The sequence below is a fragment of the Hydrogenophaga electricum genome, assembly GCF_030160815.1.
GTDB classification, from domain to species: Bacteria; Pseudomonadota; Gammaproteobacteria; order Burkholderiales; family Burkholderiaceae_C; genus Hydrogenophaga; species Hydrogenophaga electricum.
In genome coordinates this window covers 1-16626 of the sequence record NZ_BSPB01000039.1, presented here as the reverse complement: position 1 = coordinate 16626, position 16626 = coordinate 1, and the positions used below count along the sequence as shown (strand labels likewise).

At 68.2% G+C, this 16626-nt stretch carries 17 protein-coding genes and 2 riboswitches; of the genes, 6 read left to right on the top strand and 11 right to left on the bottom strand.

The genetic code is table 11. From position 1 onward, the window contains the following. Position 1: 1 nt before the first annotated feature. From gcvP to QQK43_RS17385, 4 genes are all read right to left on the bottom strand, one after another. Positions 2 to 2899: an aminomethyl-transferring glycine dehydrogenase gene (gene gcvP / locus QQK43_RS17400; RefSeq protein WP_284308762.1), complete on the bottom strand. Its 2898-nt coding sequence runs from the start codon at positions 2897 to 2899 to the stop codon at positions 2 to 4. A gap of 54 nt (positions 2900 to 2953) precedes the next feature. Further along, complete coding sequence (gcvH, locus tag QQK43_RS17395) at positions 2954 to 3325, bottom strand: glycine cleavage system protein GcvH (protein ID WP_284308761.1); 372 nt, start codon at positions 3323 to 3325, stop codon at positions 2954 to 2956. A gap of 63 nt (positions 3326 to 3388) precedes the next feature. Next, complete coding sequence (gcvT, locus tag QQK43_RS17390) at positions 3389 to 4513, bottom strand: glycine cleavage system aminomethyltransferase GcvT (RefSeq protein WP_284308760.1); 1125 nt, start codon at positions 4511 to 4513, stop codon at positions 3389 to 3391. 70 nt (positions 4514 to 4583) lie between these two features. Next, positions 4584 to 4684, bottom strand: a riboswitch (glycine riboswitch). A gap of 11 nt (positions 4685 to 4695) precedes the next feature. Further along, positions 4696 to 4797, bottom strand: a riboswitch (glycine riboswitch). A gap of 23 nt (positions 4798 to 4820) precedes the next feature. After that, a complete protein-coding gene (locus QQK43_RS17385) occupies positions 4821 to 5327 on the bottom strand; it encodes a hypothetical protein (RefSeq protein WP_284308759.1) in 507 nt (168 codons plus the stop codon). Positions 5328 to 5460: 133 nt separating this feature from the next. Here QQK43_RS17385 and ygiD point away from each other — a divergent pair, with 133 nt between their 5' ends. Next, a complete protein-coding gene (gene ygiD, locus QQK43_RS17380; RefSeq protein ID WP_284308758.1) occupies positions 5461 to 6345 on the top strand; it encodes a 4,5-DOPA-extradiol-dioxygenase in 885 nt (294 codons plus the stop codon). Positions 6346 to 6381: 36 nt separating this feature from the next. On the opposite strand, the gene QQK43_RS17375 is transcribed toward ygiD, so the two are convergent. After that, a complete protein-coding gene (locus QQK43_RS17375) occupies positions 6382 to 8028 on the bottom strand; it encodes an isovaleryl-CoA dehydrogenase (protein ID WP_284308757.1) in 1647 nt (548 codons plus the stop codon). Between the two features lie 119 nt (positions 8029 to 8147). Between QQK43_RS17375 and QQK43_RS17370 the strand changes: the two genes are divergently transcribed. Continuing rightward, a complete protein-coding gene (locus QQK43_RS17370; RefSeq protein WP_284308756.1) occupies positions 8148 to 8744 on the top strand; it encodes a TetR/AcrR family transcriptional regulator in 597 nt (198 codons plus the stop codon). A 78-nt stretch (positions 8745 to 8822) separates the two neighbouring features. Here the strand turns inward: QQK43_RS17370 and QQK43_RS17365 are convergent, their stop codons facing one another. Further along, positions 8823 to 10505 carry an electron transfer flavoprotein-ubiquinone oxidoreductase gene (locus tag QQK43_RS17365; protein ID WP_284308755.1) on the bottom strand — a complete coding sequence of 561 codons (1683 nt, stop codon included), beginning with the start codon at positions 10503 to 10505 and terminating at the stop codon, positions 8823 to 8825. A 134-nt stretch (positions 10506 to 10639) separates the two neighbouring features. On the opposite strand from QQK43_RS17365, the gene QQK43_RS17360 reads away from it, so the two are divergent. From QQK43_RS17360 to QQK43_RS17350, 3 genes are read left to right on the top strand one after another with little or no spacing between them, the layout of a single operon-like run. Then, a complete protein-coding gene (locus QQK43_RS17360) occupies positions 10640 to 11422 on the top strand; it encodes an SDR family oxidoreductase (protein ID WP_234266137.1) in 783 nt (260 codons plus the stop codon). A 59-nt stretch (positions 11423 to 11481) separates the two neighbouring features. Further along, positions 11482 to 12396: a DMT family transporter gene (locus QQK43_RS17355; protein WP_284308754.1), complete on the top strand. Its 915-nt coding sequence runs from the start codon at positions 11482 to 11484 to the stop codon at positions 12394 to 12396. A gap of 35 nt (positions 12397 to 12431) precedes the next feature. After that, entirely contained in the window at positions 12432 to 12884 is a 453-nt protein-coding gene (locus QQK43_RS17350) for an acyl-CoA thioesterase (protein ID WP_284308753.1), read from the top strand. A gap of 12 nt (positions 12885 to 12896) precedes the next feature. Here QQK43_RS17350 and QQK43_RS17345 read toward each other — a convergent pair whose 3' ends face one another. From QQK43_RS17345 to QQK43_RS17335, 3 genes are read right to left on the bottom strand one after another with little or no spacing between them, the layout of a single operon-like run. Continuing rightward, complete coding sequence (locus tag QQK43_RS17345; RefSeq protein WP_284308752.1) at positions 12897 to 13604, bottom strand: glycosyltransferase family protein; 708 nt, start codon at positions 13602 to 13604, stop codon at positions 12897 to 12899. Further along, a complete protein-coding gene (locus QQK43_RS17340) occupies positions 13601 to 14518 on the bottom strand; it encodes a glycosyltransferase family 2 protein (protein WP_284308750.1) in 918 nt (305 codons plus the stop codon). The genes QQK43_RS17345 and QQK43_RS17340 overlap by 4 nt, the downstream gene beginning before the upstream one ends. Before the next feature lie 5 nt (positions 14519 to 14523). Continuing rightward, the gene (locus QQK43_RS17335) at positions 14524 to 15219 is read right to left on the bottom strand and encodes a Bax inhibitor-1 family protein (protein WP_284308749.1); all 696 of its coding nucleotides are present in this window, start codon (positions 15217 to 15219) and stop codon (positions 14524 to 14526) included. 178 nt (positions 15220 to 15397) lie between these two features. On the opposite strand from QQK43_RS17335, the gene QQK43_RS17330 reads away from it, so the two are divergent. Continuing rightward, positions 15398 to 15805 (top strand): GlcG/HbpS family heme-binding protein, encoded by a 408-nt coding sequence (locus tag QQK43_RS17330; RefSeq protein WP_234267667.1) that lies wholly within the window; start codon positions 15398 to 15400, stop codon positions 15803 to 15805. A gap of 230 nt (positions 15806 to 16035) precedes the next feature. Here QQK43_RS17330 and hemP read toward each other — a convergent pair whose 3' ends face one another. Further along, positions 16036 to 16260, bottom strand: a complete 225-nt coding sequence (gene hemP / locus QQK43_RS17325) for a hemin uptake protein HemP (protein WP_234267669.1) — start codon at positions 16258 to 16260, stop codon at positions 16036 to 16038. 64 nt (positions 16261 to 16324) lie between these two features. Beyond that, on the bottom strand, positions 16325 to 16626 hold a 302-nt coding region (locus tag QQK43_RS17320), incomplete at its 5' end, for an ExbD/TolR family protein (protein WP_284308748.1).

The window sequence follows — 16626 nt, the reverse complement described above, 5'->3', positions numbered from 1 at the left end:
GTCAGGCCAGCTCGGCGATGGGCACGCAGCTGCAGAACAGGTTGCGGTCGCCGTAGACGTTGTCGACGCGCCCCACCGAGGGCCAGTATTTGGTGTTGACTGCGGGGCTCTGGGACGCCGCCGCCAGCTCGCGCGGGTAGGGGTGGGCCCATCCGCTCGCGAGCACGCTGGCTGCCGTGTGCGGGGCGTTTTTCAGCGGGTTGTCGTCCTGCGGCCATTCGCCCTTTTCGATGCGGCGGATCTCGTCGCGGATGGCGATCATGGCGTCGATGAAGCGGTCCAGCTCTTCCAGCGTCTCGCTCTCGGTCGGCTCGACCATCAGCGTGTTGGCCACCGGGAAGCTCAGCGTGGGCGCGTGGAAGCCGTAGTCCATCAGGCGTTTGGCCACGTCTTCGGCCATCACGCCGCTGGTTTCCTTCAGTTGCCTCAGGTCCAGAATGCATTCGTGTGCCACGTGCCCATTGGCACTGGCGTAGAGCGTGGGGTAGTGGTCCTTGAGGCGCTTGCTGATGTAGTTGGCGCTCAGGATGGCCGCTTCGGTGGCGTGTTGCAGGCCGTTGGCCCCCATCATGCGGATGTACATCCAGCTGATGGGCAGTACCGCCGCGTTGCCAAGGGGCGCCGCGCTGACAGCCCCGACGCCGCTCTGCACGCCGCCGGTGGCGTGACCGGGCAGGAAGGGCACCAGGTCTTTCACCACGCAGACCGGGCCGACGCCCGGGCCGCCACCGCCGTGCGGGATGCAGAAGGTCTTGTGCAGGTTCAGGTGGCTGACGTCCCCGCCGAATTCGCCCGGCGCGGCCACGCCGACCAAGGCGTTCATGTTGGCGCCGTCCACGTACACGCGGCCGCCGTGCTGGTGCACCAGAGCACAGAGTTCCTTGACCGTGGTCTCGAACACGCCGTGGGTCGACGGGTAGGTGATCATCACCGCCGCCAGCTTGTCGCTGTGCTGCTCGCACTTGGCCTGGAGGTCGGCCATGTCGACGTTGCCGTTCTCGTCGCACTTGGTCACCACCACTTGCAGGCCCGCCATCTGGGCCGACGCGGGGTTGGTGCCGTGGGCGGATGAGGGGATCAGGCAGATGGTGCGGTGGCTCTCGCCGCGCGAGGCGTGGAAGGCCTGGATCGCCAGCAGGCCGGCGTATTCGCCCTGCGAGCCGGCGTTGGGCTGCAGGCTGATGCCGGCGTAACCCGTGGCCTGGCACAGCCAGGCACGCAGCTGTTCGTCCAGTTCTTTGTAGCCCTGCAGCTGGTCGGCCGGGGCGAAGGGGTGCACGCCCGCAAACTCTGGCCAGGTGATGGGGATCATCTCGCTGGTGGCGTTGAGCTTCATGGTGCAGGAGCCCAGCGGGATCATGCTGCGGTCCAGCGCCAGGTCCTTGTCGGACAGCGCGCGGATGTAGCGCAGCATGCCGGTCTCGCTGTGGTGGCTGTTGAACACCGGGTGCGTGAGGAAGGCGCTGGTGCGGCGCAGCTCGGCCGGGATCAGCGGCTCCACGCCTTTCTCGAACGCGTCGAAGGTCGGCAAGGCCTGGCCTTCGGCGGCGAACACCGACCACAGCAGGGCGATGTCCTCGCGCGTGGTGGTTTCGTCGAGCGACAGGCTGACGTACTGGCCCCACGACAGCTTGAGGTTGGTGCCCTTGGACAGCGCCTTTGCAACGAAGCTCTGGGCTTGAGCGGCGTCGGCCGCTTTGACGGTGAGTGTGTCGAAGGCGGAGGTGCTGGTCAGGTTGCAGCCCAGCTGCTGCAGGCCGGCGGCCAGCACCGCGGTGTAGGCGGCCACGCGCTGGGCGATGCGCTTGAGGCCCTGCGGGCCGTGGTACACGGCGTACATGCTGGCCACGACGGCCGGCAGCACCTGCGCCGTGCAGATGTTGGAGGTGGCCTTTTCGCGGCGGATGTGCTGTTCGCGCGTCTGCAGCGCCAGGCGGTAGGCCGGGTTGCCGTGGGTGTCCACGCTCACGCCCACCAGGCGTCCCGGTAGCGAGCGCTTGTACTCGTCGCGACAGGCCATGTAGGCGGCGTGCGGGCCGCCCGCGCCCATGGGCATGCCGAAGCGCTGCGTGGTGCCGACCACGATGTCGGCGTCGAACTCGCCCGGCGGCACCAGCAGGGTCAGGGCCAGCAGGTCGGCGGCCACGATGAAGGCGGCCTGCTTGCCGTGCACGGTCTGCACCTCGGCGCGCAGGTCATCGATGCGGCCGCTGGTGGACGGGTACTGCGCCAGCACGGCGAAGTAGTCGTCGCCCTTCAGGGCTTCAGCCCACTCGGGAGCCGAGTTCGCCAGCTTCACGGTCAGGCCCAGCGGCTTGGCGCGGGTCTGGATGACCTCGATGGTCTGCGGGTGCGCGTCGCCGGCCACCACGATGACGTTGCCCTTGGCCTTGACCGAGCGCTTGGCCAGGGTCATGGCCTCGGCGGCGGCGGTGGCCTCGTCGAGCATGGACGCGTTGGCGATCGCCATGCCGGTGAGGTCGGTCACCATGGTCTGGAAGTTGACCAGTGCCTCCATGCGGCCCTGCGAAATCTCGGCCTGGTAGGGCGTGTAGGCGGTGTACCAGGCGGGGTTTTCGAGGATGTTGCGCAGGATGACGCCCGGCGTGTGCGTGCCGTAATAGCCCTGGCCAATGAAGCTTTTGAAGACCTTGTTCTTGGCCGCGATGGCCTTGAGCTCGGCCAGCGCCGCGGCTTCGGTGGTCGCGGGCGGCAGGTCCATGCCGACGCTGCGTGCGATGCTGCGTGGCACGATGGAGTCGATCAGGGCGCGGCGCGAGGCCTCGCCGATGACCGACAGCATGTGGGCTTCATCGGCTTCGCTGATGCCGATGTGGCGGGCGATGAACTCGCTGGCGTTTTCGAGTTCACCCAGGGGTTTGACGGACGGCATCAGCATGGGGGCACCTGGCAGACGGAATCGGTGGCGGGGCGGGCGCAACGCGCCGGAAAATCAGCCTTGTTGCGTGAAGGCGTCGTAGGCGGTGGCATCCAGCAGCGCGTCGACCTGGGCCGCATCGCTGAGCTTGACCTTGAAGAACCAGCCGGCGCCCAGCGGGTCGCTGTTGGCCAGCGACGGATCGTCGCGCAGGGCCTCGTTCACCTCGGTGATCTCGCCGCTGACGGGCATGTAGACGTCGGCCGCGGCCTTCACGGACTCGACCACGCCGGCCACGTCCTTCTGGGCAAAGAGCTTGCCCACTTCGGGCAGGTCGACGAACACCACGTCGCCCAGCGCGTCTTGCGCATGGGGGGTGATGCCGATGGTGGCGATGCCCCCCTCAACGGTGATCCATTCGTGGTCTTCGGTGTACTTGGTGGTCATGGAAAAGGCTCCGGTGAAAAAGGTTGAGGTGGACAGCAGCTTATCGGGTTGGCGGGAAGCCGTTCAGCCGCGGTGATAGCGGTTGGCCACAAACGGCATGGGGGCGACTTCCATCGGCACGGCCTTGCCGCGCACGATGGCATGCAGACGCGTGCCTATCTCGGCGTGTTCGGGGGAGACGTAGCCCATGGCGACCGGCTTGTCGGCACTGGGGCCGAGCAGGCCGCTGGTGACTTCGCCAATCTTCTGGCCGTCCAGGCTTTGCAGCTCGACGTGCTCGCGCACCGGTACGCGCTCCAGCGCAATTAGGCCGACGCGCTTGCGGGTCAAGGCGCGGCTGCCATCCAACTGGGCGAGCACGACGTCGGCGCCCGGGAAGCCGCCGGCGCGCTCGCCGCCGGTGCGGCGGATCTTCTGCATCGCCCAGTTCAGCGCCGCTTCCACGGGGGTGGTGGTGGTGTCGATGTCGTTGCCATGCAGGCACAGGCCGGCTTCCAGGCGCAGCGAATTGCGGGCCCCCAGCCCGACCGGCTTGACCTCCGGCTGCGCCAGCAGGGCGCGGGAAAAAGCGTCGGCGCTGGCGGCGGGCAGCGAGATCTCGAAACCGTCTTCGCCGGTGTACCCGCTGCGGGTGACGTACAAGTCGGCGCCGTTCCAGGTGGCGGCCATGCCGGTCATGAACACCAGCTTCTCCACGCCGGGCAGCAGGCGCTGCAGGGCCGTCACCGCTGCCGGCCCCTGCAGGGCGAGCAGGGCGCGGTCGAACTGGGCGTCGATGTGGCACAGGCTGCCGATGCAGGCCCGGATGTGCGCCAGATCGCCGTGTTTGCAGGCGCCGTTGACGATCACGAAAAGGTCCGTCCCGCGGTTGACGAACATCAGGTCGTCGATGATGCCGCCCGAGTCGTTGAGCAGCAGGCCGTAGCGCTGTTTGTTCACCCCCAGGCCGATCACGTCCACCGGCATCAGGCTCTCGAAGGCGGCCGCCGCATCGGGACCGGACAGCAGCAACTGGCCCATGTGCGAGACGTCGAACAGGCCCGCCGCGCGGCGCGTGTGGTGGTGCTCGGCCATCAGGCCTTCGGGGTATTGCACCGGCATGGCGTAGCCGGCGAAGGGCACCATGCGCGCACCGAGTTCGAGGTGCAGTGCGTGCAGCGGGGTCTGGAGCAGGGTCGGGTCGGTCACGGCAGGTCTCGCAAAGGGCAGGGCAGGCCGCCAGCCCCTGGGGGTGACGGAACGGCACGGTTCATCCGTGCGCTGCCCCACTGTCCGCTTTACCTGAGAGATTCGCCCGGGCGATGCCGCGCTTGCTCCTTCGGTGGGCGCCGCAGGGCGCCTCTCTCCAGTGAGGGACATCGCCGCCAGGGCGATGGTCATCAGTCCTTTTGCCTGAGCGTTCAGAACCGGTTTGCCGGTCGCCTGCGCCTTCGGCGGCTCCCGAAAAGGGAGCGCTCTCCTGATGGGGCCGCAGTGTAACGGAATCGCACCGCCTTCAGGCCGGGATGTCGGTGATCTCCGGCGGCAACAGGCGCTCCAGCCGTTCGCGGATGCCGGCGGCGCGCTGGGCGCCGGCCAGCGTCTCCACGTCGGCGATCAGCTCCCGGCCCACGGCCAGCATGGCGTGGGCGTCCCGCGCTTCGCGCAGCGCCGCGCGGTAGCGGTCGGCAAGGTTGCGGTCGCGCGGGGCGAACAGCCGGTCGCTGAGGTCGAAGAGATACATGCGCGCGGTGGCCAGCGAGCGGGTGCCTGCGAACGACTCCCCGTGCTGCGCCGTGGGGCGCGCAGCAGCGGGGGGCGGTGGCGCTGGCTGGGTGCGGCACAGGTAGCCCTGGGTGACCAGGCGATCAACCAGTTCGCGGCCCTCGCCCTCGAACAGCGCGGCCAGGCGCGATTCGCTCACGCGCCCGTCGGCGAGCAGCAGCACAGCGCGCTCGCGTTGCCCCAGGCTGCGGTGGCCCGGGCGCAGTTCGGCGCGTCCTTGGTCGGTTTTGGTCAGCATGGCGGTTCCCAACGAACCCGCCGCACTGTGCCGGGGCTTCGTGACCACGGTGTGAAAAAGGCGGGGCCGGCGACAATGGAACCTTGCCCGGCCTGGCGGGTCGCATCCCCATTCCCTGACATTCCCGTCCCCCATGAACGTCCGTCGCCGCCAGCTCCTGCAAGCCTTTTCCAGCATCGCCGCGGTGACCGGGTCGCTGCGCGATACCGCCGCCGCTCCCGCCACGACCCGCATGCCCGTGATCTTCATCGGCCACGGCAGCCCCATGAATGCGGTGGCCGACAACGCTTTCACGCGCAGCCTCACCGCCTGGGGGCGACGGCTGCCCAGGCCGACGGCCATCCTGTCGGTTTCCGCGCACTGGCTGACGCCTGGGCAGAGCCTGGTGGATGTGCAGGCCCGGCCGCGCACCATCCACGATTTCGGCGGGTTTCCGAAGGCGCTGTACGAGATCCAGTACCCGGCGGCCGGTGCGCCCGACCTGGCGCGCGAACTGCAGGCCATCGTCAAGGCGCGCAAGGTCCAGGGCAGCGACGACTGGGGGCTGGACCACGGCACCTGGACGGTGCTGCGCCACCTGTACCCGCAGGCCGACATCCCCACGTTTCAGCTGTCGATCGATTACGCCGCGGCCGGCGGCTTCCACCACGGGATCGGGCGCGAACTGGCGGCGCTGCGCGACCAGGGCGTGCTCATCGTGGGCAGCGGCAACATCGTACACAACCTGCGCGCGACCGTGCGCGGGGCCGAGCCCAGTGCGCGCGGCCTGACCGACTGGGCCCAGGGCTTCGATGAGGCGGTGAAGGCGGCGCTGAACGAGCGCAGCTTCCGCACCGAACAGCGCCTGCTGAATCCCGCGGCCATGGGCGCGTCGGCCGCGATGGCGGTGCCCACGCCCGATCACTACTGGCCGTTCCTGTATGCGCTGGGAGCTTCCGATCCGCGCGAGCCGCTGCAGCACGTTTACGAAGGTTTCCACTCGGGCACGCTGAGCATGCGCTGCCTGCAGTGGGGCTGAGCCGGCCGCGCGCAGGCGGTCCGGCCGGTCCGGTCCTCAGGCGGGCAGGGCGCGCTGGAGCAGGGCGTCGACGTCCAGCCTGGACGGATCGACCAGGCCGGTGACGGCGCCCCAGTGCGTGCCCAGGCGGGTGGCGATGAAAGCATCGGCCACCGCCGTGGGGGCGCTCTCGCGCAGCAGGCAGGCCTGGGCCAGCACGCACAGGCGGGCGGTGAACTGGCGGCCGATGCCTTCGAATTCGCCCGGTGGCCGCTCCAGCAGGCGGCTGAGGTCGAGCGCTTCGCCGGTCAGCGCCCGGTCGTCGCCGGCCCGGCGCATGAGGTCGGCCATCAGCACCTGCGCGTGTTCGGGCTGGCGTGCGATGCCGCGCATCACGTCCAGGCACATCACGTTGCCCGAGCCCTCCCAGATCGAGTTGACCGGCGCTTCGCGGAACAGCCGGCCCATGATGCCGTCCTCCACATAGCCGTTGCCACCGAAGACTTCCATGGCTTCGCCGGTGAGTTCAACGGCGCGCTTGCAGACCCAGAATTTCGCGGCCGGCGTCATCAGGCGGTGCCAGGCGCGGGCTTCGGGCGTGTCGTGTTCGTAGGCTTCGGCCAGGTGCATGGCCAGTGCCAGCGCGCCTTCACTCTCCAGCGCCATGTCGGCCAGCACGGCGCGCATCAGCGGCTGGTTGGCCAGGGTGTTGCCGAAGGCCCGGCGCTGGCGCGTGTAGGCAATGCCCTGGGCCAGCGCCTGGCGGATCATGGCCGCGCTGCCCAGCACGCAGGTCAGCCGCGTGTAGGTGGCCATCTCGATGATGGTGGGTATGCCGCGTCCGGCCTCGCCCATCAGCACGCCCCAGGCATCGTGGAACTCCACTTCGCTGCTGGAATTGCTCTTGTTGCCGACCTTGTTCTTCAGGCGCTGGATGTGGATCGCGTTCTTGCTGCCATCGGGCCGCCAGCGTGGCACGAAGAAGCAGGCCAGGCCGTCCTCGGGGGTGCGCGCCACCACCAGATGGGCGTCGCACATGGGGGCCGAGAAGAACCACTTGTGACCGCGCAGCAGGTACTCGCCACCGCGCCCGCCCGCGCCGATGGGGGTGGCGGTGGTCTGGTTGGCCCGCACGTCCGAGCCGCCCTGTTTTTCGGTCATGCCCATGCCCAGATAAATCGCGCTTTTCTGGGCAATGGGCAGATCGCGCGGATCGTAGCGGTCGCTGAAGAGCCGGCTTCCGGTCTGTTCCCAGAGCGCGGGTTCGCGCTGCAGCAGGGGAATGGCGCCCAGCGTCATCGTCGAGGGGCACAACGTGCCGGCTTCGATCTGGGCGTGCAGGTAGAAGCCGGCGGCCCAGGCCGCCCAGCGGCCCGCGTGGGTCTCGCGGAAGGGGCTGGAGATCAGGCCCGCACCCCGGTAACGGCCCAGCAGTTCGTGCCATGCGGGATGGAAGTCCACCTGGTCGATGCGGCGCCCGCGGGCGTCGAAGGTCCGCAACTCGGGGGTGTGGCGGTTGGCGAGGTCGGCCAGCTCGTAGCTCTCGGCCGTGCCCATCAGCTCGCCATAGGCGGCCAGGCGGTCGTGGGCGTCGGCTCCGCCGTGGCGCGAAACGGCGGCCTGCAAGGCGTTGTCGGTGGTGTAGAGGTTGTAGCCGCGCAGTTCGTCGAACTGGTTGCTGACCTCGTGGGTGGTCCAGCCCATGCTAATGTCTCCTTTGTTGGTGTGTGTCCAGGGCAAGACAAAGTGTAGGAACGATGGCGGCAACACGTGTTCGGATTTCCCGTGCGCCGGTGGCGGCCTTCGCGGCAGGCGAGTCTGCCTTGCGGCGGCGCCCCCGGCAGTCGCGTGCGCAGGCCAGTTCGCAGGCTTTGCAGGAGGCCTTTGTTCGGGTTTTGCTGGACCAGGGCTACGCGGCCATGACGGTGCGCGAACTCGCGGGGGTGGCGGGGGTGGGCATCGGCACCTTCTACGACTACGTGAGCGACAAGCAGGCGCTGGCCGCGCTCACCATCCATCGCAAGGTGCAGGCGCTGGCGCGGGACCTGGTGACCCAGGCGGAGGTTTTGCAGGGGCTGCCGCTGGGGCAACTGGTGCCAGCACTGGTGGCGCGGCAGATCGCGGCGATCCGGTCCGATGCCCGGGCCTGGGCCGCGCTGTACCAGTTGGAGCGCCAGATATCGCCGCCGGAGGCCTACCGCAAGAACTACCGCCGCTACGTCGAGGCCTGGGTTGCGGCGGTGGGGCAGGCGGGCGACGCGCCCGATCCGGCCGGCTGCCTGCGCCTGGGGCGGGCGGTGCACGTGCTGACCTACGGTGCGGTGGTGCAGGCCCTGCTCACGCAAGGTGCCCGTGTGGACTGGGCCGCGCTGCAGGCCGATCTGGGGCGGTCGCTGCAGGGGCATCTGGCGGGCGGCTGACGCGCCCATGAAAAACGGGCGGCCAGGCCGCCCGTCTGCCGGGAAATGGGAGCGGCCGGTGGTTGCCGGCCGCCGCCGTCACATGCCGGCGTAGTTGGGCCCGCCACCGCCCTCGGGGGTGACCCAGACGATGTTCTGCGTGGGGTCCTTGATGTCGCAGGTCTTGCAGTGCACGCAGTTCTGCGCGTTGATCACCAACTGGTCGGCGCCGTCCTTGTTGACGAACTCGTACACCCCGGCCGGGCAGTAGCGGCTCTCGGGGCCGCCGAACTTCGCCAGGTTGACCTTGACCGGCACGCTGGCGTCCTTGAGCGTCAGGTGCGCCGGCTGGTTCTCCTCGTGGTTGGTGTTGGAGACGAACACGCTGGAGAGCCGGTCGAAGGTGAGCTGCCCATCGGGCTTGGGATACTCGATCTTCGGGCACTCGGCCGCCGGCTTCAGGTACAGGTGATCGGCCTGCGTGCGGTGGATCGTCCAGGGCGGCGTGCTCACACCGATCTTGGGCAGGAACCACTGCTCGATCCCGGTCATCAGCGCGCCAACCGTGCTGCCCTTCTTGAACCACTGCTTGAAGTTGCGCGACTGGTGCAATTCGGTGTGCAGCCAGCTTTGCTCGAAGGCGTTGGGGTAGGCCGCCAGCTCGTCGCTGGTGCGACCCGCCGTCACCGCTTCGAAGGCCGCCTCGGCGCACAGCATGCCGCTCTTGATCGCTGCGTGGCTGCCCTTGATGCGCGCGGCGTTCAAAAAGCCCGCATCGCAGCCGACCAGCGCGCCGCCCGGGAACACCGTCTTGGGCAGACTCAGCAGACCGCCGGCGGTGATGGCGCGGGCGCCATAGCCCAGGCGCTTGCCGCCTTCGATGTGTGCCTTGATGGCCGGGTGGGTCTTCCAGCGCTGCATCTCCTCGAACGGGGAGAGCCAGGGGTTTTGGTAATCCAGCCCGGTCACGAAGCCCAGCGTGACCTTGTTGCCTTCGAGGTGGTACAGGAAGCCGCCACCGTAGGTCTCGCTGTCCATCGGCCAGCCCGCGGTGTGCACGACCAGGCCCGGCTTGGCCTTCTCGGCCGGGATCTCCCACAGCTCCTTGATGCCGATGGCGTAGCTTTGCGGGTCCTTGCCCTCGTCGAGCTTGAATTTGGCGATGAGCTGTTTGCCCAGGTGGCCACGCGCGCCCTCGGCGAACACCGTGTACTTGGCGTGCAGCTCCATGCCGATCTGGAAGTTCTCGGTCGGCTCGCCGTCCTTGCCCACGCCCAGGTTGCCGGTGGCCACGCCCTTGACCGAGCCGTCGTCGTGGTAGAGCACCTCGGCAGCGGCAAAGCCGGGAAAGATCTCCACGCCCAGGGCCTCGGCCTGCTGGCCCAGCCATTGGGTGACCGCGCCCAGGCTGATGACGTAGTTGCCTTCGTTGTGGAAGTTGCGCGGCACCAGCGCGTCGGGCGTGCGCTTGTGGCCCGTCTCGGAAAGAAACAGGACATCGTCGCCCGTCACGGGCTGGTTCAGTGGCGCGCCCAACTCCTTCCAGTTGGGGAGCAGCTCGGTGAGCGCCTTGGGGTCCATCACCGCGCCCGAGAGAATGTGCGCGCCCGGCTCGGAGCCTTTTTCCAGCACGCAGACGTTGATCTCGCTGCCCTTGTCGGCGGCCAGTTGCTTCAGGCGGATCGCGGTGGACAGCCCCGCCGGGCCGCCACCGATCACCACCACGTCGTATTCCATCGCTTCTCGCGGGCCGTATTGCGCGAGTATCTCGTCTGGGCTCATCGGGGGTCTCACAGATAATGGTTTTCGGATCGCCGCCACGGCTGTGGCGGGTGTCTTCGGGCGGACCGCATTTTATGCCCTTGTGCCCGAAAATCGAACGATCGTGCTAATTTGAATCGTCTGGAGATTATCCCGTGTCTTACCAGCTTGACCTGTCGGGCCGTGTCGCCCTCATCACGGGCGCTTCCAGTGGTCTGGGGGCGCAGTTCGCCAAAACCCTGAGCCGCGCGGGCGCTGCCGTGGTGCTCGCCAGCCGCCGCACCGACCGCCTGATGGCCTTGCGTGCCCACATCGAGGCCGAGGGCGGCGACGCCCATGTGGTGGCGCTGGACGTGACCGACACCGCATCGATCAAGTCTGCGGTCGCGCATGCCGAGACCGAGGTGGGGCCGATCGACATCCTGATCAACAACTCGGGCGTGAGCACCACGCAGCGCCTGCAGGACGTGACCGAGGACGACTACGACTTCGTCTTCGGCACCAACACCCGGGGCGCGTTCTTCGTGGCGCAGGAAGTGGCCAAGCGCATGCTCGCGCGCGCCCAGGGTGCGGCTCCGGGCACTTTCGTGGGCGGGCGCATCATCAACATCGCGTCCATGGCCGGCCTGAAGGTGCTGCCGCAGATCGGTGTGTACTGCATGAGCAAGGCCGCTGTCGTGCACATGACCAAGGCCATGGCGGTGGAGTGGGGCAAGTTCGGCATCAACGTCAACGCCATCTGTCCTGGCTACATCGACACCGAGATCAACCACCAGCACTGGCAGACCGAGCAGGGGCAGAAGCTCATCGGCATGCTGCCGCGCAAACGCGTCGGCTCGCCGGCCGATCTGGACGCGGTGCTGGTCATGCTGGCGAGCAACGAAAGCCATTTCATCAACGGTGCCGTGATCGCGGCAGACGACGGGTTCGCGGTGTGACGCCAGCGCAAGGCGTTTCCGCGGGCAGCCTGGGGCAGCCGGGGGCGCTGCCGCCAGGGATGGCCACGGGCATTCTGGCCGGTCTGGCGGCCGGGGCGTTCTGGGGCACGACCTTCGTGGCGCCGCTGGCGGCCCCCGGATTCTCGTCGGTGGATTACACCGCGGGCCGTTTCGTGGCCTGCGGCCTGTTTTCTGCGCTGCTGATGCTGTGGCAGTGGGGGCGCAGCCGGCGCGGCGGGGCCGCGCTGCGGCGGCCGACGGGGCGCCAGGTGCTGGCGGCCGCAGGCCTGAGCGTGCTTGGCTACACCGGGTATTACCTGTTGCTGGTGCTGGCCATTGCGGATGCCGGGGCGGCGTTGCCGGTGCTGATCATCGGCACCATTCCGCTGTGGGTGATGATGCTGGGCAAGCCGGCCGGTCTGCGCTGGTCATCCCTGGTGCCGGGCCTGCTGCTGACCGCAGCCGGCATGGCCCTGATGATGCGGGCCACGGCCGCCGACGTGGATGTGGACGGCGCCCGTCACCTGGTCCGGGGCGTGTTGTTCGGGGTCGGGGCCATGGCCAGCTGGACCGTGTTCGGCCTGTTCAACGCGCGCTGGCTGCGACGCAATGAGGCGGTGAATTCCACCGAGTGGGCCAACTGGTTGGGGCTCGCTGCCGGGGTGGGCGGGTGGCTGCTCTGGCTGGGGGCTGGTACGCCCTGGGCCGAACTGGCAGAGCGCCCAGGACTGGGGCGTTTCGTGTTTGTCTGCACGTTCACCGGCATTGGCTCGGCCTGGGTGGCTTCGGTGCTGTGGAACGTCGCCTGCCGCCGGCTGAGTTCCAGCCTGGCTGGGCAACTGATTGTCAGCGAGACCGTGTTCGGTCTCTGTTATGCGTTCATCTGGTCGGGGCAGTGGCCCCAGCCCGTGCAATGGGGGGCGAGCGGCCTGTTCGTGCTGGGCATCCTGGCCTCCATCCGCGCCCACCGCTGAGGGCTTTCGAGCCCGGTCACTCCTAGGAATCTGTGATGAAACTGGAACTGCCTGACGACAAACGCCTGGTGCATGAAATCGTGGTGCCCATCCGTTGGGGCGACATGGATGCCATGGGGCATGTGAACAACACGATCTATTTCCGCTACATGGAGATCGCCCGGCTCGACTGGTTTTTCGGCATGGGCCTGCCGGCCGATCCGCAGGGTGAAGGGCCGGTGATCGTCAATGCCTTCTGCAACTTCATCCGCCAGTTCGAATTTCCGGGTGAAGTGCTGGTGCGAACCTACGTAGGGGCCATGGGGCGCACTTCCTTCGACACCTACCACGAGATGTTGCGTACCGACGACCCGGCCACGGTGTATGCGAACGGGGGTGCCACCGTGGTCTGGGTGGACTTCCCGCGCCAGAAATCGGTGCCGATCTCGGACAGCGCCCGGGCTCTGATCGAGTCGGCAGGCGGACCTCCCCGTCTGGCCCGCGACTGAGCCACGGGCGATTCAGGGGGAGGGATGAGGCGGCGGCATCCACAGGCCGCCGTCGTCCACGTGGCGCGGCCAGTAGCTGCGCCACAGGGGCACCCGCTGAAGCGCCATGCCGGCGTCGTCGGCCAGGTACCGGTAGCCCATGGGCTGCATGCGGCGCTCCGGGTCGAGCCGTTCGTACAGATCGGCGCGGGCCACGCGCCGGAGCGGGGCGATCATCTTCAGGTGGTACAGGTCGTGTCCGGCGGGTTCGATCCGCTGGGCGCCGATGCAGGCCTGCCAGGGGACGTGCAATTGCCCCTCGGGCTTGACAATGCCGCCGGTCAGCCGCAGCAACCGGGCCTGCGTCTTGCGGCCCCACACGCCATCGGTGCGGAAATGGCGGGGGCTGTACATCTCCCGCAACCGGAACCAGTAGGCGTCGGCCGGCCCGTCCATCAGGCGGCGCATGGAAAAACGCGTCAGCCAGTCGAAGCGCTCGTCCGGGTCCACCGCCAGCGCCCATTCGGCCCCGGCGTCGCGAGCGGCCTCCAGCAGGGCCAGCCGCCGGGTGGTTTCGTTGCTGAACAGATCCTGGGAGGCACGGTCGTCGAAGCTGATCCAGCCATCCACCAGCGGCGCGATGTTGCGCAGCAGGGCGGGGACCAGGTGCGCGTCGTGCCGGAACGAAAACACGGCCAGGACCCGGGGCGGGCGGCGCGAGGGCAGGCGGGCGTCGATCATGGGTGGGGTGGGCGGGGCGCGTGCCGGTGCAGCGCTCCCTGGATGCCCAGTTCGTAGGCCAGGATGTAGGCCTTCAGCAAGGGCCGGGCCTTGCGAAGTGGGGTGTGCAGTTCGGGGCCGGTGCGCTCCGCCGCTGCCGCGAGGATGTAGCGCTGCTTGTCCCGGACCCGCTGGCGGAAGGGCGGAAAGCGGGTGGCTCCCAGCTTCAGCCGCATCTGGCCGCTGAGGTAGCCGCGCCGCAAGTGATCCCACCAGGCGAGCACCGGGTTCCGCGGCTCCCGGTGCAGGGTGACCACCGCGGGGTTCCAGGCGATGTCGCAAACGGTGGCAACGCGGGCGTTGTATTCGCTGTCTTCACCGCCTGGCATGTCTTCCCGGAAGGCGCCCACGCTCTGCAACAGCCGGCGTTCGTAGGAGACGCCATACCGCAGGGCCTCGCCGGGCGGGGTCAGTGGCAGCCGGCGAATGTGGTTTGACAGGAACGATGCCAGTGCCACCGGATGGCCTGGGCGGTCTGGCAGCAGCGCGCTCGCCACCGCCTGCGCGCCATCGCGGTGCGAGCCCAGGCGTTGCCGGGCCCATTCGGGCGCCGCCAGGCAGTCGTCGGCCAGGAAGGCCACCCAGGGTGCCTGGGTGTGGGAGATGCCCAGATTCCGGGCCGCGCCCACGTACCGCGATTCGGGCACCGCGAGGACCGGCGCGGTGATGCCGTGGGCTTTCAGCAGGGCCGGCACGTCACCGGGGCCTGTGTGAACCACCAGCAACTCCACCGGCACATCTTGCTGGAGCACCGAGCGCACGGCCGCGGGCAGGGTCGCCCGTGGGCCGTGGGAGATCACCACCACCGCCAGGGCGGGGGCCGTATCGGCAGGAATGGTCTTGGGGGCGGCGGGGGGCTCCTGGGCCGTCTGCAAGGCGGTCAGTCCCGCTCTCCGCCGAAGATGCCGAGCAGCACCAGCAGGCTCTGGAAGATGTTGAACAGGTCCAGATAGACCGCCAGGGTGGCGGTGATGTAGTTGGTTTCACCGCCGTCGATGACGCTCTTGAGGTCGTACAGCAGATAGAGGCTGAAGACGACGACGGCGATGGCCGCAATCGTGGCCATCATGGCGGTACTGCCCAGGAAGACGTTGACGATGGCGCCGAACATGATCGCCAGTGCCCCGACAAACAGCCATTTGGCCATGCCCGAGAGGTCACGCTTGATCACGGTGGACAGGTTGGCCATTACGAAGAAGATGCCGGCCGTGCCGCCGAAGGCGGTCATGATGAGCTCGCTGCCGTTGCGCAAACCCAGTACCGAGGCCAGCAGCCGCGACAGCATCAGGCCCATGAAAAAGGTGAAAGCCAGCAGCACGGGCACGCCCGCGGCCGAGTTCTTGGTTTTCTGGATGGCGAACATGAAGGCGAACGCCCCGCCGAGAAAAACGATCAGGCCCAGGCCACCGGTCAGGCTGGCGGTGATGCCGGCTTGCACACCGATCCAGGCGCCCAGCACGGTGGGCAGCATGGACAGCGCCAGAAGCCAATAGGTGTTGCGCAGCACCTTGTGGCGCTGCATCGAGGCAGCGGCGGGATGACCGAACTGGCCGGGAGAATAGAGGGGGTCGTTCATGGTCGGGGTCTCCTGTGGCATCGGTGAAAGGGGCATTGTAGGAGCCCTCGCTGGCGCCAGGGTTCCGCGCCGTGCTTGGCCGGCAGGTGTCTGTCGGGGTGTTCAACAGCTTTTACCGGGATGCACCCAATTCCTGCGGTATCGTCCACATTCGTTTGTGATTTGCACTGGAAATACCATGAAAACCAAAGCTGTCCTGGAAGCTGCTGACGTCAAACAGATCGCGGCCGCTGCCGAAGCCGAAGCCCTGAAGAACAACTGGGCCGTGACCATTGCCATCGTCGATGACGGTGGTCATCTGCTGTGGCTGCAGCGCCTGGATGGCGCGCCAGCCATTTCCTCGCACATTGCGCCGGCCAAGGCGCACACGGCCGCGCTGGGTCGCCGTGAGAGCAAGGTCTACGAAGACGTGATCAACCAGGGGCGGGTGTCGTTCCTGAGCGCACCGGGCGTGGCTGGCCTGCTCGAAGGCGGGGTGCCCGTGACCAAGGATGGTCAGGTCATCGGTGCGGTCGGTGTCAGCGGTGTGAAGTCCAGCGAAGACGCGCAGATCGCGCGTGCCGGCATCGCGGCCATCGGGCTCTGAATTCCCGCGAGGGTTTCCCGCGGGGTGCCCTGGCTGCGCCGGGGTCCGCCGCGGGTCGGTTGCCCCGGAGGTCCCGCGTGTAAGCGGAGCCGTTGCCGGGGCCCGGATCGATCGGCCTCCATGGCCGGGATGGTGGGGAAAAAACGCCTGGCTACCGGGGGCATGCCCCTTGGCTGGCTGAAAAACGACGCTCGGGGGTGAGTGGTCCCCGGGTCGCCCCACGATGAAAATCACTTGGTCAGGATGAGCTTGCCCTGGCGCGTGGTCTGCAGTCGGTACAGCGCACCGTTGTGCGAAATGGCGACCGACTTCTGGCCGCGCAGCACATCCTGGCTGGCCACGACGGACGCCGTGTCGGCCGCTGGGCTGTCGCCGGATGGTCGGTGTGCGGACAGGCTCGCGACGCTGTCCGGGCTCTCTGCGGCGGCCGAAAACAAAGACGGGTCCTGGTTCATGGTGTGCTCCGGTTCTCTGTGAACGTGAACAATGGGCGGGTCGGTGCTGGGTGATGCGCCCGTCTCAGGGGGCTGCCGGTTCGGTGACGAAGCCGATCTTGCGCACGCCGGCGCGCTGTGCGGCCGCCATGGCCTGGGCCACGCGCTCGTAGCGCACCGCCTTGTCCCCGCGGATGTGCAGCTCCGGCTGCGGCTCCATCGCTGCCGTGTCGTTCAGGCGCTGTTCGAAGACGGCATCGTCCACCCGCGCATCGTTCCAGTAGTACGCTCCCTCGGCGTCCACCGACAGCCGCACGTTCTCCGGCTTGTCCAGCAGCTTCTGGTTGCTCGCGCGCGGCAGGTCGATGTTGACCGCGTGTTTGATCA

Excerpts from the sequence above, each read along its gene's own strand:
- QQK43_RS17375 (WP_284308757.1), bottom strand. The coding sequence starts at position 8,028 with ATGGGCTGGACCACCCACGAGGTCAGCAACCAGTTCGACGAACTGCGC.
- ygiD (WP_284308758.1), top strand. The coding sequence starts at position 5,461 with ATGAACGTCCGTCGCCGCCAGCTCCTGCAAGCCTTTTCCAGCATCGCC.
- hemP (WP_234267669.1), bottom strand. The coding sequence starts at position 16,260 with ATGAACCAGGACCCGTCTTTGTTTTCGGCCGCCGCAGAGAGCCCGGAC.
- gcvH (WP_284308761.1), bottom strand. The coding sequence starts at position 3,325 with ATGACCACCAAGTACACCGAAGACCACGAATGGATCACCGTTGAGGGG.
- QQK43_RS17330 (WP_234267667.1), top strand. The coding sequence starts at position 15,398 with ATGAAAACCAAAGCTGTCCTGGAAGCTGCTGACGTCAAACAGATCGCG.
- gcvP (WP_284308762.1), bottom strand. The coding sequence starts at position 2,899 with ATGCTGATGCCGTCCGTCAAACCCCTGGGTGAACTCGAAAACGCCAGC.
- QQK43_RS17355 (WP_284308754.1), top strand. The coding sequence starts at position 11,482 with ATGGCCACGGGCATTCTGGCCGGTCTGGCGGCCGGGGCGTTCTGGGGC.
- QQK43_RS17345 (WP_284308752.1), bottom strand. The coding sequence starts at position 13,604 with ATGATCGACGCCCGCCTGCCCTCGCGCCGCCCGCCCCGGGTCCTGGCC.
- QQK43_RS17365 (WP_284308755.1), bottom strand. The coding sequence starts at position 10,505 with ATGAGCCCAGACGAGATACTCGCGCAATACGGCCCGCGAGAAGCGATG.
- QQK43_RS17385 (WP_284308759.1), bottom strand. The coding sequence starts at position 5,327 with ATGCTGACCAAAACCGACCAAGGACGCGCCGAACTGCGCCCGGGCCAC.
- QQK43_RS17350 (WP_284308753.1), top strand. The coding sequence starts at position 12,432 with ATGAAACTGGAACTGCCTGACGACAAACGCCTGGTGCATGAAATCGTG.
- QQK43_RS17335 (WP_284308749.1), bottom strand. The coding sequence starts at position 15,219 with ATGAACGACCCCCTCTATTCTCCCGGCCAGTTCGGTCATCCCGCCGCT.